Genomic DNA, 15,879 nt, shown 5'->3' with positions numbered 1-15,879 from the left:
ATACGATGGCATTGCGATTCTCGTTCCGCAAACTGACATCTCCCGCCTCGATCCCCCCGTTCTCTCTCGCTTTTTGCATGCGTTTTATGAAATTTTTCGCGTTTTCGCGGTCTCGTTCCGCCCACCAGGCCCAGTTGCTCCGGACCGAGCGGTCGGTTGCCTCCAAGGCCCAAATGGTAGCGACACGGGGCGTTCTGCTTTTGAGTTTTGTCGCGTTTTCTTTGACGCTGGTGGGCTCGGTTTTCTCGGCCATGGACCCGTCCAAGCTGCCTGCCAAAACTCGTTTAGCGTTTGTGGGCAATGGAACGGCGCAGCGGATGAGCCTGTACGGGCACTTGGAAACCATGCTGCATCTGCGAACCAGCGACAATCCGCTGGTCGTTCGCAACTTTGGTTGGCCGACCGATGAAGTTTCCAAGCAACAACGCCCCGGCAACTACACCGTCATCGACGATCCGTTCCAAGTCTTCGCACCGCAAGCGTTCTTGTGCTTCTTCGGCATGAACGAATCGTTCGCCGGAGACGACGCGGAACAAATCGCGAAATTCGAGGCGGACTACCACGCGTACTTGGACGGGTTGGCGAAGCAGTTTGGCAGCGACGGACGACCGGTCCAGTTCGCTTTGGTCACTCCAATTGCGTTTGAACCCAGCGGCAATCCGTTGCAACCGGATGGTTCGCTGCACAACCGTTACTTGGCCGCCTACGCCGATGCGGTCAAACGAGTTGGCAAGCAACGTGAGTTGACGGTTGTCGACGTGTTCACGCCGACCGCTGAACTGTTTCAACAACAACCTGGCTGCCAGTTCACAACCAACGGTATGCATTTGAACGAAGCCGGTGACGAAGCCGTTTCATTGCTGATCGATGCGGCGTTGTTTGATGGTGCCGGACCCGCGGTCGGTGCGGAACGCTTTGAAGCGATGCGAGAAGTCGTCAACGACAAAGCTTGGTTGCACCAGCAAGACTACCGAATGCTGAACGGTTGGTACGTCTATGGTGGACGTCGCACGTGGGACACCGAAACCTTTCCAGGTGAGTTTCAAAAGATTCGCAAGATGGTCGCCGTTCGCGATCAATATTTGTGGGACATGTCCGCCGGTCGCGAAGTGCCGGACGAAGTGGACGATTCAAAAACCGGCGAGGTCTTCATTCCCGAAACCATGTTCGGTTCTCGCGATGATTCGTTCCGCGAAATGCGTGAGCCCAAGACGTTGGAGTATCCCACACCGGAACAATCCATCTCGCAGATGGAAATCCCCGACGGTTTCGAAGTCGAATGTTTCGCCAGCGAGAAAGACTTTCCCGAACTGGCCAACCCGACGCAAATTGCATTCGACCAACGCGGTCGGTTGTGGGTGTCGTGCATGGTCAACTACCCGCAGTGGTTGCCGGGCAGCAGCCGCCCCAGCGATCGTTTGCTGATCTTTGAAGACACTGACGGCGACGGTAAAGCGGACGAGTGCAAACCGTTTTATGACAAGCTGATTTGCCCGACCGGATTTGAATTTTACAAAGACGGCGTGTTGGTCATCGACGAACCGCACATTTTGTTTTTGCGAGACACCGATGGCGATGATGTCGCCGATGAAGTCACGCACGTGTTGGACGGGATCGGAACCGACGACACTCACCATGCGATGGGCGCGTGGGAGTATTCCAACGGTGGTCGCCTGCACATGCAGGAAGGCATCGCGATGTCGACGACGGTCGAAACACCTTGGGGCCCCGTTCGCGAAGCGGGTGCATCGGGCAGCTACGTTTGGGACTTGGAAAGTCTGCGTTTGACGCACTTCCGCACACCCGGGCAATACAACCCGTGGTGTTTGGTCTTTGATCAATACGGCAACGGAATCATTGGTGACGGGACCAACGCCCAGCACCACTGGACGAACGCGTTGTCGGGCGGCGATGTCCGTTCGCGAAAAACGTTGGAGCCAATTTTCAACAACCACGGAATTCGCCCGGCGGCAGGCAACGAAATCCTGCACTCACGTCAGTTCCCAGAAGAGTTCCGCAATCGTTTGATCTACGCCTGTGTGATCAACATGCACGGGATGCCGGCGTTCGAAATTCGCGACCAAGATGATGAAGCGGGTTTGACTGGCGAGCGAACCGATGACTTGTTGGTTAGCACGGATATGTTCTTCCGTCCCGTCGATCCAAAAATTGGACCGGACGGAGCTTTGTGGTTCGGCGATTGGTGCAACGCCCTGATCGGTCACATGCAATACTCGCAACGAGATCCAAACCGTGACCACGAACACGGCCGCATCTACCGTATGCGTCACAAAGAACGTCCTTTGCTCGACGTTGTAACGCAGTCGGATCTGCCGACTATCGAGGTGATGGATCAATTGTTGGCGTTCGAGACGCGAACCCGATACCGCGCCCGTCGAGCTCTGCTCAGCCGTCCCGCCGACGAAGTGGTTGCCGCATCGAAGCAATGGTTGCAGGACAATCCGACTGCCGAAGCCGCTCTTGAAATCCTTTGGGTACAGGAAGCGTTCCACAACGTCGAGTTGGATCTCGCGAGAAGAGTTTTGGCGGAAGGCAACTTCCAACAACGTGCCGCCGCGACCCACGTCGTTGGCAACGAATGGCGTTTTTTGTCCGGCAACGAACAAGCCAACTCGCCTGATCAAATTGAATTGTCGGTCGATCTTCCGTTCGTGCAGTTCCTTTTGGAAGCCGGCCGAGACGACCACGCTCGCGTGCGACTTGAATCGCTTCGAGCTGCCAGCCTGATGGATCATCCCGTCGGTGTTCGCGTGGCATTGGCCGGTATCGATCGACCCGCGGACAAGTGGATTCAATATGTGTTGGAACACACCATGTCGGCGTTGTCGAAGCATTGGGATGGCGACTCGGCCGAAATTCAGGAGCTGATCGCATCGTTGCCAGCCAAGGCGGCCGAGTATTTGAAGGAATACAAAATCGCAACCGGGCCCGGCGCGGAAGTCTATCGTCCATTGAAGATTCTGGCCGATGTCGATGCCAAGCAAGAGGACCAATTGGTCGCGTTGCAAAAAGTCGTCGCCGCATCTCGTGGGAATGCTGAAACAGGTGCGAAGGTGTTCGAACGTGTTTGTTCCGCCTGTCACTTGCACGGCAAACTTGGCAAAGCGTTTGGTCCTGAGCTGACCAACATTGGAGAACGGATGACGAAGGAACACATCATCCGTTCGATCGTTTGGCCCAACGAAGAAATCGCCAAGGGATACGAAACGGTCATGATTTTGACGTATGACGGTGAAGCCATCGGCGGCTTCATCCTGAAGGAAGACGAAGAAACGATCTCGTTGGGAATCGCCGACGGCAAAACCAAAGTGATCGACAAGGAAGAGATCGAGATTCGCAAACCGATGAAGGCAAGTAGCATGCCCGAGGGTTTGACCGAAACGGTCGCCCCGAGTGAGTTTTTGGATCTGTTGGCTTTCTTGGGTGGTGAGTGGATCGCGACCAACCCGAACACCGATTACCCTCTTCGCAAAGATGGGGATCTGATCGAGGTGACTCGTGATTCAATGATCAGTGTGCCTGGCGATTGGCCTGCCGTTTGGAACCGCGAAGCGGAGCACTTGTTCAGCGGAGAAGGCGTTCGGAAAGATCGTTTCGCGGTTCACTCGAAACAGCCCGCAGCCGATCCCGCGGTGATCCTTCGGTTGGCGAACCCGGCCGAATTGGTACGTGGGAAAATTACGAACCGTCGTGACGAGGAGTTCCACGACCGAGCCAAGGGATTGGCCGTTTGGACGTCCAACGACGGAAAGGATTGGACGCGTGTTTGGAAGAGTGACTCGCCGCAGGCCGAATGGAAGGTCGAACTTCCCGAGGGCACGATCGCGAGCTACATCAAAATCGGCTTGGAAGGAACGGGCATCTTCCACATCGATCGCGCGGTCTTCTTCGGTCGTCCGGCGAAGGGCGAGTGAACAAGCCGTCGACGTCGTGATCGATCGGTAATGAAACGAAACAAGGCCCGTTTGAAATCAGTTCGATGATTTCAGGCGGGCCTTTTCGTTTTCGCGGTTGGGTCTTTCGACGGATCAGTCTTCTTTGGGAACACCGATTTCACGGACTCGCAGGCCGAATTTGTCACCAATCTTGACGGTTTCGCCGGTGGCGATTGGGTGTCCACCCGCACGCAGCGTCAGCGGTCGGTCGCAGTTCACATCGAAGGTCAGCATCGAGCCGGGCACCAACGCCAGAATCTTGCGAAGCGGTTCCTTTTTCTCCGCCAACGTGACGTTGACGGTGGTGCGGATCTTCAGAACCTTCTCCTTGTACATCGATGATGTCGGAGGACTGGGTTCGGTCGGCTTGTCTTCGGTTGCGTTCTCGCTCATTCTTCCTTGTATCCTGACACATCGTTTATCGACCGGAATCATCCATGAAATCAACCGTTTTATTCCTCTCTGGCGATTTGATTTTTGCTTCGCGAGTGCGAGCCGCCTGCGAATCGGCTGACAAAACGTTTTCGTTGGCCGGGCGATTGCCGGAAGAACCCAACGAAGACGTCGGATGGGTCATTGTTGACCTGTCGACTCGCAACGGAGTCGTCGCGGAGCTGATGCCGACAGTTTCACGGGTGTGTCCCGAGGCTCGCGTGGTCGCCTATGGACCGCATGTGCAAGTCGCCCGATTGAAAGGTGCCCGAGAGGCGGGCGTGCCAACCGTGCTGACACGAGGCCAATTCGACGCCGGTTTGTCGTCGATGTTCAGTTAGGAAGCTTCCGGCGAGCACCACCGCAGCTATCTCACCAAGTGCTTTTGATTCGGTTGAGTTGCAGCGTCTCCAATGCAACCTTTCCACCTCGAGTGAAAAGACGAACGGACTCATCGTCGGGGGTGAAGGCAAACTGCTCGCTATAGGAAAATACGCCCCCGGCAGAGAAGACTTCCAACGAGCTCCAGTCGACCAGCATGCGGATGGTGAGCTTGTTGTTTTCGTCCGGTTTGAGTGGCTTTCCTAGCAACTGTTGCTTCACAATGTCGTAGACGATTTCTTTGTTGGCGATCTGGAAGACAATTTGACTGGCGTTGGTGTCGCTCAGATCAAACGTGGCGTTCAAGTCAAACGCCTCCGCGCGAACGTCCTTCAGCAGCCCATCCTTTTCATCCTGCGATGTGATGGTCTTGTTGCTCCAAGTCGTGGTGTCTTGGTAAATCGTCTTGATCGCTTGTATCGGTGTGCGGGTGACTTTCATCTTTCCTTCGTGAGTGACCAAGCCAATTTTCACTGGGAAGGTTGCGTTGCGTTCCCACGGGCTTTCGCCAATGCCGCCGTTCCAATGATCGTTCCAAGCGATTTGAATCACATCGCCCGAGGGAAGGTTGGGGCGAAAGAAGGTTTGGCCGGCGTAGAAGTCCGGTCCAACATCCATGACCAGGGTTTCTTGTTCCGGTGTGAAGCGAACTCCGTCAAATTGGCCAACCAAGTAGGAACCGTTCGCGTCGTGAAGGACCCACTTCTTGTTGTCCGTGTTTCCATCAAGTGGCAATTCAAACATGTCCGGGCACTCGAACCCAAAGTCGATGTTGCTGAGCTGTTTCCACTCGACCAAATCATCCGAGCCATAGAGGGTCGTTCCGTTCTCGTACAAAGCGAGGATCCACTTGTTGGTCGGTTCGTGGAAGAACACACACGGGTCGCGGGGATCGGCTCCTTTGGTTCGATTGGCAACCGGATTGCCGGAGTAGTCATGCCAAGTGGTTCCGCCATCGTTGCTCCACGCCAAACAGGTTCCCGCCTTGGTTCCGGTGTAGATCATCACCATGGCCTCTTTGGTTGACCCGGTGATCTTTTCGGCGGTCTCTCCGGAGATCACCACGCCGCTTCCGGAGTAGACCTGTGCTCCGCTGACATTGCGTTGGGCTTCGGCGGGCAAGAACGATTCTTGTGGGATGAGTGCAACGCCTTCGTCTTCCCAGTGCAGCAGATCGGGGCTGGTCGCATAGCCACCGTGGCGAATCGCTTTGCCCCACTGATACAGCATGTGGTACTGGCCATCGGCGTAAATCAACGCGTTGATGTCGTTCATCCACTCCGATTTGGGGCTGAAGTGAAACTGATTGCGGTAGTCTTCTTGGTAGTCGATTCCGGCGGGGTGAGGATCGTATTGAGACTGGACGAAGGAAGCCGGGAGCACAGAGGCGAGAACCGTCGTGATGGCAACCAAAAGGCGATGTGGGGTGGTCATAGATTATGGGGACAGGTGGGGTGGGATGGGGAATTGCGTCAGTATAGCTGGCTGGCGGAGTCGTCTCTCGCGGGTACACTGCGGGCCCGCCCAGCGGATGCGAGGCTGCTCTAATTCCGGCCGATTCGCGGGCAAGGACGAGTCTGTTTCTCTCACTCTGGTTGAATTTGATGACGCACGATGTTTACGCGGTTGGCAATGCTCTCGTTGACATTCAGACAATGGTTGCCGATGACCTGTTGTCCGAACTGAAGCTCGACAAAGGCATCATGACGCTGGTCGACGACGAAAAACAAGCGACCGTGCTGAGCCGATTTGACCTGCCGTCGCTGTCTCGCTGTGCAGGTGGTTCGGCCGCCAACACGATCGCTGCGGTCGCTGACTTTGGTGGCAAAGCCGCGTTCGTTGGAAAGATCGGTGACGACGAAACCGGGCAATTTTTCTTGAAAGACTTGCGGGCTCTCGGGGTCACCATCGACGTCGATCCGCAGCCTGAGACGCCAAGCGGAACGTGTGCCGTGTTGATCACCGAAGACGCTCAGCGAACCATGCTGACGAACTTGGCCGCGTCGACCGCGTTGTCCGAAGCGGACATCGACGAAGATGTGATCGCGGCGAGCAAGTACGTTTACATCGAAGGTTACTTGTTCACCGGCGAACAAACCAAAGCGGCCGCTTACAAGGCGATTGAGCTGGCAAAGAAGAACGATGTCAAAGTCGCCTTCACCGCCTCGGATCCATTCCTCGTCAACATGATGAAGGATGAGATGTGGGACCTGATTCGTGGCCCCGTCGATTTGTTCTTCTGCAACGAAGAAGAGGCCAAAAGCCTCACCGGTCTGGATGACCCCATCGCCTGTGCGAACAAGATTCACGAGTCGGCTGAGAACGTCGCGATGACGCTTGGCCCAAACGGTTCGATCCTGATGCACGGCGGCGAAGCGATTCCCGTCGAAGGCGTGAAGGTCAAAGCGATCGACACAACGGGCGCAGGTGACATGTACGCCGGCGGCATCTTGTACGGCATCACCAACGGTTTGGATTGGCGTCAGTCCGGGCACTTGGCTTCGCACGCCGCCGCTCGTGTGGTCGCTCAAATGGGCGCTCGCTTGGCAAAGCCATTCACCGCCGAAGAAGTCAAGCAGTTGACTGATTTGACCGTGTGAGCTGAAGCTTGCTCAATGACCAAAACGAAAACGCACTTGCGAGCAACTCGCAGGTGCGTTTTTTCGTTGTGTCGGATGGGCGTTTGCTACTGAAGCTTTTTCACGGCAGCCACAACGTCCGCAGGTTCGGCTCGTTTCTTGTAGTCCGCATCCAGGAACGCGTAAGTGATCTTGCCGTCCGTGTTGATCACGTAGGTCGCAGCAAGAGGCAATTCCATCGCGTCGTTGCCGTTGAACTTGGCGAGTTGCAGTTTGTCGCGGTAGATCGGGACAATGGATTCGGGCAAGTCGAACACGATACCGAATTTCTTCGCGAGCTCGTTGTTGCGGTCATGCAGGACCAGCATGTCGAGGTCGTTTGTTTCCGCTGTTTCCTTCGCCTTTTCAGGAAGCTCAGGCGTCAGGACGATCAGCTTGGCGCCGGCACCTTCGATCGCGGAGAGTTGTTTTTGCATGGCTCGCAATTGCAGGTTGCAATAGGGGCACCATCCTCCGCGATACCACATCAGGATGACAGGGTTTTCGGACCACACTTCGCTGAGCGTGACTTCGTTTTCATCCCAGCCTTTCAAGGTCGCGTCCGCGGCAGAATCGCCGACTTGCTTGGCGGACTTTTCAATGCCGCTGGCACGAACTTGGTCGACTCCATCTTGGAACGTCTTCAGGACTTCTGCCGGGTATCGCTTGGTCGCGTTTTCGGCAGTTTCTTTCAGTTGGGTGGACAGGCTTGTGTCCGAGGATTCGTCAGCGTGAGTTTGTGTGGACATGACCATCGCTGGCAGGAAGGCGGCGCAAAAGAAGAGGCTGAGTCGCATGGGTTCGCAACGTTGAACTGGAAAGGAAGAGAAGATTGGCAACAGTTTGGGAATGTCTGCTGCCAACGGCGATCCGCCAGAACCGATGTTGACCTTACCGCCCGGAATGATCGGGAATTGCTGCAGGCTTGTTGCGAATCAGCGTTCGACTAGTTCGATCTTTGCAAATGCCAAACGGAAGGTTTCTTCGGTCTCTTCGAATTGGATTTTCGCGGTCCGTTTGGGGCCCTTGCCCGTCAGAGCGATGATCGTTCCTTCGCCATATTCGCTGTGTCGAACCGTGCTGCCTTCGCGGTAAGCACCCAGCGGCGTGACGCCGGATTGCAACAGATCGCTGGCCGTCTTGAGTTCGGTTTGAATAGAAACCTTGGGCTTCTTTTTCTTCGGTGGCGGCACGTCGTCGTGATACAAATCCGGAATCGCGGATTGGTCCGTCATCGGAAGAATGCGTGGGCCATCGGCCACGTCTGTTTGGCCAGCGGGGCCGGTGTCGGTGACCGCGGCGGGCTCTTGGACCAAGTCCCACGAGTCCGGGTATTCGTCGTCATAGGCGTCGTCAAAGAAGTTGCGACTGCCTTTGACTTCGACGACTTGCATTTCATCACGAGGCATTTCCCCCAAGAACATGCTCGGGATCGCCGGTTGGTTTTCACCACGAAAGCTTCGCAGTTTCGCGTAGCTGATCTGCAACCATTGTTCCGCTCGCGTAACACCCACGAAGAGAAGACGACGTTCCTCTTCGAGCTGAGTCTCGTCTTCTTTGCTGCGGCGGTGAGGCAGCAAGTTGTCTTCGACTGCGATGATGAATACGCGAGGGAATTCCAACCCTTTGGCCGCGTGCAAAGTCATCAAGGTCACACGGTTGTTGGAGTCTTCAAATGCGTCGGTGTCCGACACCAATGCGACCTGTTCGAGGAACGCTTCGAGTGATCCGTCCTCGGGATGCATTTGGTCGAATTCGACGGCTGCGGAAATGAACTCGTCGACGTTGGCGATCGGGTTGTTGTCTTGTTGTTCTGGAGTGGTCCGTTCCAAGTACGCGACGAATTTGATTTCTTCGATCAGGTAGCGAAGCAGATCCTCCAGCGTCGCGGTCGCTTTGATGCACAACCGATCGTAAAGACGAATGAAAGACGTCACCAACGTTTTGGCTCGTTTGGAAAGCGTGTCAATTTCATCGACACGGCGAGCGGCTTCCAGCATCGGGATGCGATGATCGTCGGCAAAGCGTTGGATTCGCTCGAGTGTCTTGGCACCGATGCCTCGCGTTGGTGTGTTGATCACACGTTGGAACGCGACGTCGTGGCGAGGGTTGTTGATCAGGTGAAGATACGCCAGCAGATCCTTGATCTCTTTACGTTGATAGAACTCCAGGCCGTTGACGATTTGATACGGGATGCCGCGATTGCGCAGGGCGTGCTCGATCGATCGTGTCAGCGCGTTCATCCGGCACATGATCGCGAAATCTCTCGGTTCGGCATTGCCCGCGATCATTTGGTTGGCGATCTCATCGGCGATGCCGTCGGCTTCTTTGTAACCGTCCTCGTACTGACGCAGCGTGACCGCTTCGCCGGTCGGGTTATCGGTGAACAGATTTTTCTGTTTGCGACGGCGGTTGTGCCGAATCAGTTGATCGGCGACGCGAAGGATTTCTGGCGTGCTGCGGTAGTTTTGTTCCAGCCGAACGGTTTTGACCGTCGGGTAATCCTTTTCGAAATCCAGAATGTTGTTGAGGTCGGCGCCACGCCATCCGTAGACCGATTGATCGGGGTCACCCGTCACGGCGAGGTTGGGATGGTCGACCGAAAGGGCTCGCACGATGGCGTACTGAGCCAAGTTCGTGTCTTGGTACTCGTCGACCATGATGTACTTGAGCTTCTCGTCCAGGTTCGATCGCACCTCGGGGTTTTCCCGCAGCAACCGAGCGAAGTGGAAGAGCAAATCATCAAAGTCGACCGCGTTGGCGGTCAGCAATTGTTGTTGATAAACCGGGTAGACCTTCGCTGCGACGGTGTCGCCAGCGCGGCCGGTTTGTTGAGCCATGATCTCGGGGGTGATCAGCCGGTTCTTGGCATTGGAGATCGCCGATGCGATTTGCTCGGGCGAGGTGTGGCTGGTCGACACACCAGCGGCCGCGATCGCACGCTTCATCGCGGATTTTGAGTCAGACGAATCGTAGATCGAGTAGTTCTCGGCCAAGCCGACCATCGGTGCGTAACGCCGAAGCTGTTGTGCGCAGAACCGGTGGAACGTGCCCATCCAAACTGGTTGGTTGGGGGCGAGCAGATTGACTCGCGACCGCATTTCGTCCGCGGCTTTGTTGGTGAACGTGAGCGCCGCAATTTGCCACGGGCGTATCCCGCTTTGCAGCATGTACGCGATGCGGTGGGTGACGACGCGTGTCTTGCCGCTACCGGGGCCGGCGATAATCAGCAGAGGTCCGTCGATGTGCTGGACCGCTTCGGCTTGTGCCGCGGTCAGATCTTTTGTGATGGCATCCATGACGCAAGATTAGCGTTCCCAGGGAAACTGGGCAACGCAAACAGGGGACCGACCCGATGGCCGATCCCCTGTGCGAGATTTTCAGAGAGTGAGTGTTTGGCGATTGACCGCCAAAACGCTCACCACATGTATTCCAAACCAGCGGCGAAACCGTTCAGGGTCAGCGACGTTTCCGAGGTGCTTGGTGCTGAGACACCAGCCCCGTTGGTTGCGAAATCGTCGATGAAGCTATTGTCCAGTGGAGCCGCGTAGACGTCATCGATGGTCAACAAGTGGTAAGAACCACGCAGCGACAACGAGTGCGAGAAGCGGTAGATACCCGTTGCTTGGAAATCCAAGATGAAGGCACCGTCTTGTCCGCCCGTTTCAAACGTGTTCAAAGCACCGGGGGTGATTCCGATCGACGACGTTTGGCCGAAGTCGTTTTGAACCCAAGCCCCTTTGACTTCGGCACCCAGTTGAATTCCGGGCCGAGCGTTCCACCACAGGTCGACGCCGGCCTGAGGACCGAAATATCGGTTCTCAAGGTCGAAGCTTTGCTGGAAGTCAGCAATGGTGCTGGAGTTTTGCGAGCCATTGAATGCGTATTGGTTGTCGAAAACCACGTGTCGGAGTCCGAGCAACCAAGAGCCTTGGAAGCGTCCGTACGGTCCAACGGTGCGACGACGGTAGTTGATTTCGTAGCTGTCGAATTCCGCTGCGTAGCTGATCGATTGGAAGTTTGACAGGTTGGCGTATCCGCCTCCCGGCGTAGTACCGTAACCGGAATAAATCGAAGTCAAGTTCCCGCCTGGGTCAGAAGCCGAAGCGGAGCCGCCCCATTCTTGGCCGCCCATGAAGGTGAACTCGACATTTGAGCCGGCACCGAAGATCAGTGCGAACGAGATGCGAGCACCGGCTTCCAGGTCATCATCGCCCAGGTCGTCCTGAGTCAGGATTGGGTTGTCGGCGACGTTCGGTGTGCCTGTGGTTCCGCCGTTGGTCAATACTTGACCGTCAGCAAATCCATCGAGCTCCTGTGTCAGGAACAACCCTTCGACCGATACGTCGTACCAGCGTTGGGCTGATTTACCGGCTTCGGAGTAAGGCCGCAGGGCTTCGGCTAGACCGGCCAAGCCGCCACCGATGTGTGCTGCCAGAATGCCGAAGTCGGTGCTGCCGGGGCCGCACTCGTTGAGGCTTCCAAGCAATCCGCCTTGGCCGAGCGAGCCGTTGGTCAGGCACGAGCCCAATCCACCGCAGGCACCGCATCCGCCACCGCCGCATGATCCGCAACAATCGCCCATCACAGCTGGCAATAGGCCACGGAAGTTGCTGCCGCATTGGCCACTGGTGCAACCCGAGTCGCCGCATCCGCAGCTCATCGTGTCGCATCCGGCAGCATATCCGCCGCCGAGGAAACCACCGCTCTGATAGCCAACCGGCATGACGCCAGCAGGTGCATAGGCGGCTTGTGGGTAACCGGCCGGAGCGTAGCCAGCCGAGCCGTATCCACCAGGCATCATCAGCGGAGCCGATGGCAAGGTGGTGGCGATCGATTGTGCACCTGGCATGGAGCCTGGTGGCATCGACATGGCTGGCATGCCGTCGACCATCCCTGCTGGTTGAACACCGGGCGGTAGCATGAAGCCACTCGCCTCGTAGTCCATTTCATCACCCGCGGTGGGTGGTGCTGCAGCGACTGGCGTGGCAACTGCGGCGGCGATCAAGCCACCACAGACCAAGTCACGAAGCTTTCGTAATTTAACCGTCACGCTTTCGCTGAATGATTCCGTCATCCCATTGTCCTCAAGGGTCACACGCAGTCCGGTTCTTTGGTTGGGTCCGGGTTTGATTTGGGGATCGGGGGTCTGGGCCATCATGGGTTGCTCGTTTCTTTGCCTGGCAATTCGTCGCATTGCAATCGTCTCCGCGGTCACAAAGACCCCAAAATCCCCCCGGGGGTCCCGCTCACGCGAGGACGCCCAGCCATAAAATGTCCTGTGGCTGTTGAGTTGCTGAATGCTCCAAAGGATTTCGCATCCAACGACCCCGCCGTTGTGGACCGTTCCGCCGTGGACCGAGGTTGAAAGCGTTTCCGGGGAAGACTGCCGCCAAATTGGGGGCAACACCGCGGAAAAGGAGTTCAATCTCGAACGAAGAAACCGTTCCAGGCGGAGTTATCGGCACAACTTCCAGCAAACATTCGGTAATTCCGGAACAATCGGACCAACCCGAGTGATTGACACAACGATTCCAGGTGGACTGGAACACGAATTGCCCCTATAGGGCCCTGGATTCGCTCCCTGCCAAAGAGGCAGGATGTGAATTCAACGCGAAGATGACTTTGACAAATCAGGCGAAACCGCGATAATACGCACGTGGAGCAGGTTTCCCTTGATGCCTTTTAAGGGCGTTTGAAGTTGCCTTGGCGGTTGCCCTCATCATCACTCGTCTCTGTGAATGTGATTTTGTTTTGGCGGTTCCATCCGTGGCGCAACGCATTTCTAATTAGACTGAGTGCTACTCATACTCTTTTGTGATCGATCCCCCATGAACTTTTCAACTTCCGCAGCGGTCGCTGATTCGAAGGTGGATTCGGGAAACGTTTTCACCAGCGAATCCATCGCTGATCAAACCGACGAGCAACTGGTTGCGAAATATCGCACCAGTGGACGTCGCGATATTTATGAAGCCCTGATGCGCCGATATGAACGCGAGATTTACGCGTATCTGCGTCGCTACATCGGCAACGCCGAAATGGCTGAAGATGCCTTTCAGGGCACCTTTTTGCAGGTTCACCTGAAGTGCAACCAGTTTGATCTGACGCGTCGTTTCCGGCCTTGGTTGTATGCGATCGCTACCAACCAAGCGATCGACGTGCAGCGTCGTAACAAGCGTCACCGAATGGTCAGTTTGGACCGCCCCGCAAACGGTCAAGAAGATGATCGTGGAGGCAGTTGGTCCGAAAAGCTCGAAGGGGCGATCACGGATCCATTGGCAGCTGCTTCGAAAGAAGAAAACGGACGCTGGGTGCATCACGCCGTCGAATCGCTGGGCGAGCCAATGCAGCAAGTGGTCGAATTGGTTTACTACCAAGGCCTGAAATACCGCGAGGCAGCCGAGATTCTGGGGATTCCCGTTGGGACCGTCAAAAGTCGTTTGCACGCCGCAGTCAATCGTTTGAGCGGTTTGTGGGACGACAGCCACGACGGCGAACGCGACGCGGAAGACCAACCGGGCGTCTAATCGCGAAACCTCATTTTTCGCGGCCTTTTGGTTGCGAACTGGACACGAGCGGCACTTCGGGGCCGCTTTTTTTCTGCGCCAAGTTGGGGTTCGAGTGAACCATGGGAAGCATCCGTTCGTCTGATTGATTGGGTTTGACTCGGTCGTGAGGCGATAGAATGTTCTTCACAAAAGTGGAGCACGAACCTGTTCGCACCTGACCTACCCGAACACTCGCTCCACCGCGGGCGTAATTATTTCTGAACCGATCCGAAACGTGTCTCGTCGAAATCTGCTGGGCGTTGTGCTCGGTCTTTCGCACGAAATTGCGCTTAAGGGCATAGGCCCCGGGTTTTGCGACGCAAGCCGCGGCCGATGCCGTTCGAGTTGAGCTTTTTGGATTGGTTCGAAGCCTGTCTCCATTTCTCGCGTTTCTTTTTCCGCTTACGCAACGTCCTTTGTGATGCAAGAAGATCTTCTTGGATATCTGCTAGGCGCGCTTGAAGCGGACGAAATGCAACGGGTCGAAAAACTCTTGCGGGAAAGCCCTGAGGCCAGAGAAATGCTGGCCGAGTTGGAACGCAAACTTGGGCCTCTTCATGACGATTGTGAAATCGTCGAACCGCCGCCCACTGACCTGGTTGCTCGAACGCTCGACGCTTTGCCGCCACTTCCGCCGATGCCCGGCGCCGAACCCGATCAATCGACGACACCCGCCGAATCCAAAGTGTCCGCGCCGGTGATACCGAAATTGTCTCCGGTGATGGAAGGTTCTGATTCGCTCGCGTGGACATGGCGAGATTGGGTGGGCTCGGTCACCGCCGCTTGCATCATGTTGGCGATCGCATTGCCGTCGATGGTGGAAGGTCGCTTCATGGCTCGCAAGCAGGCTTGTCAGGACAATCTACGTCAACTTGGCACGGCAATGACCCAGTACGTCACTCGCAATGCGGAAGCACGTCTGCCTTCGGTCGAGTCGACCGGCTATCAAGCATTCGCTGGGGTCTATGCACCACGGTTGCATTCGGCCGGTTTGATGATGGATTCACGCTCCACACTTTGCCCTTCGATTCGTTCCACCGATTTTTGGTCCGCTGGCGGACTGCACCCAGAAGATGGCAACTTCGTATCCGAAGGTACCGCGGAGGAAGTGCACACCATGGTTACGCTTCGAATGCTCGACGAAGCCGCTCGTGATTTGAATCATTTCGCCGTCGCTGGTGCGACGACCGTCGAAGAGCAAGCGGCATGGCAGCGAGCGATCGCTCGTTTGCAATGGCTGCAACAAACCGCTGGTGGTCACTACGCCTACACACTCGGTGTTCGTGACGGCGAAGAGTTTGCATCCCCGCGGTTTCAAGGGCGTTCATCGTTTGCTGTGATGAGTGACGCCGCTGTGATGAAAGTCGTGGACCGTGTCGTCGACGAGGAAGGCTGGGCTCGTGCCGCTTCGCCGTCGCAGGATGGACTGATCAGTCACGGTGGCCGCGGGATCAATGTCCTCTACGAAGACGGCCGCGTTCGCTTCATCCCGGGAGAGTCCTTGAACCAATTGATGGACCATCCATTGGTCAATCATGACGGTCGCCCGGAAGCAGGCGTGAACATCGACGACGCGTCGCTCGCACCGAGTTGGCAAGCGCCCTTTTTTCACGCTCGCCAACGTTGATCAAACGCGAGTTTGGTTTCGCCGAACGGGCGTATCGCCAGCATCTATTCAGCGGTGACCGAGCGTGGGTTCTATATTTCGCCTGCGCCGGCAGCAAGTCTTACTCGTTAGCCTGTTCCGCCTGACGAAGGGCTTCTACTAGATTGGAGATCTGCTCCAGATTTAGTTCTTCTGCACGTGCTGTTTCGCCGTGCCCTAGTCGCCCGAGGATCTCGTCGATCGTCGGTTTGTCCAAGCGACCTTTCATTGCGCTGATCACGACGCTTCGCAAAAATTTGCGTCGATGGAAGAACAAGGCTCGAACGGTTTGGTGGAAG

At 56.2% G+C, this 15,879-nt stretch carries 10 protein-coding genes and 1 pseudogene; 5 read left to right on the top strand and 6 right to left on the bottom strand.

All coding sequences use genetic code 11. From position 1 onward, the window contains the following. The first annotated feature begins 251 nt into the window (after positions 1-251). Complete coding sequence (locus RE6C_RS07415) at positions 252-3,935, top strand: PVC-type heme-binding CxxCH protein (protein ID WP_039961482.1); 3,684 nt, start codon at positions 252-254, stop codon at positions 3,933-3,935. Between the two features lie 114 nt (positions 3,936-4,049). On the opposite strand, the gene RE6C_RS07410 is transcribed toward RE6C_RS07415, so the two are convergent. Next, complete coding sequence (locus RE6C_RS07410) at positions 4,050-4,349, bottom strand: FliM/FliN family flagellar motor switch protein (RefSeq protein ID WP_008655257.1); 300 nt, start codon at positions 4,347-4,349, stop codon at positions 4,050-4,052. 44 nt (positions 4,350-4,393) lie between these two features. On the opposite strand from RE6C_RS07410, the gene RE6C_RS07405 reads away from it, so the two are divergent. Further along, on the top strand, positions 4,394-4,729 hold the full coding sequence (locus tag RE6C_RS07405) for a hypothetical protein (protein WP_008655256.1): 336 nt from the start codon (positions 4,394-4,396) through the stop codon (positions 4,727-4,729). A 31-nt stretch (positions 4,730-4,760) separates the two neighbouring features. Here RE6C_RS07405 and RE6C_RS07400 read toward each other — a convergent pair whose 3' ends face one another. Next, a complete protein-coding gene (locus RE6C_RS07400; RefSeq protein ID WP_039961481.1) occupies positions 4,761-6,203 on the bottom strand; it encodes a glycoside hydrolase family 32 protein in 1,443 nt (480 codons plus the stop codon). 170 nt (positions 6,204-6,373) lie between these two features. Here RE6C_RS07400 and RE6C_RS07395 point away from each other — a divergent pair, with 170 nt between their 5' ends. Beyond that, the gene (locus tag RE6C_RS07395; RefSeq protein ID WP_008655254.1) at positions 6,374-7,369 is read left to right on the top strand and encodes an adenosine kinase; all 996 of its coding nucleotides are present in this window, start codon (positions 6,374-6,376) and stop codon (positions 7,367-7,369) included. Positions 7,370-7,455: 86 nt separating this feature from the next. On the opposite strand, the gene RE6C_RS07390 is transcribed toward RE6C_RS07395, so the two are convergent. The 3 genes from RE6C_RS07390 to RE6C_RS07380 all read right to left on the bottom strand — a co-directional run bounded on the left by RE6C_RS07390 (position 7,456) and on the right by RE6C_RS07380 (position 12,548). Beyond that, complete coding sequence (locus RE6C_RS07390; RefSeq protein ID WP_008655251.1) at positions 7,456-8,136, bottom strand: peroxiredoxin-like family protein; 681 nt, start codon at positions 8,134-8,136, stop codon at positions 7,456-7,458. A gap of 186 nt (positions 8,137-8,322) precedes the next feature. Further along, positions 8,323-10,686 (bottom strand): ATP-dependent helicase, encoded by a 2,364-nt coding sequence (locus RE6C_RS07385; protein WP_008655249.1) that lies wholly within the window; start codon positions 10,684-10,686, stop codon positions 8,323-8,325. A 119-nt stretch (positions 10,687-10,805) separates the two neighbouring features. Next, positions 10,806-12,548 carry a hypothetical protein gene (locus RE6C_RS07380; protein ID WP_236618011.1) on the bottom strand — a complete coding sequence of 581 codons (1,743 nt, stop codon included), beginning with the start codon at positions 12,546-12,548 and terminating at the stop codon, positions 10,806-10,808. A gap of 670 nt (positions 12,549-13,218) precedes the next feature. Here RE6C_RS07380 and RE6C_RS07370 point away from each other — a divergent pair. Both RE6C_RS07370 and RE6C_RS07365 read left to right on the top strand, forming a co-directional pair. Then, entirely contained in the window at positions 13,219-13,914 is a 696-nt protein-coding gene (locus tag RE6C_RS07370; RefSeq protein WP_008655245.1) for an RNA polymerase sigma factor, read from the top strand. A 442-nt stretch (positions 13,915-14,356) separates the two neighbouring features. Then, positions 14,357-15,562: a hypothetical protein gene (locus RE6C_RS07365; RefSeq protein WP_039961478.1), complete on the top strand. Its 1,206-nt coding sequence runs from the start codon at positions 14,357-14,359 to the stop codon at positions 15,560-15,562. Positions 15,563-15,662: 100 nt separating this feature from the next. Here RE6C_RS07365 and RE6C_RS32770 read toward each other — a convergent pair. Next, positions 15,663-15,879: pseudogene (locus RE6C_RS32770) on the bottom strand (16S rRNA (adenine(1518)-N(6)/adenine(1519)-N(6))-dimethyltransferase RsmA); the annotation flags it as partial.

It is taken from the genome of Rhodopirellula europaea 6C (genome assembly GCF_000338295.1).
Taxonomy (GTDB): Bacteria; Planctomycetota; Planctomycetia; order Pirellulales; family Pirellulaceae; genus Rhodopirellula; species Rhodopirellula europaea.
The sequence above is the reverse complement of the archived record's forward strand: the minus strand, read 5'-3'. Positions and strand labels throughout refer to the sequence as shown.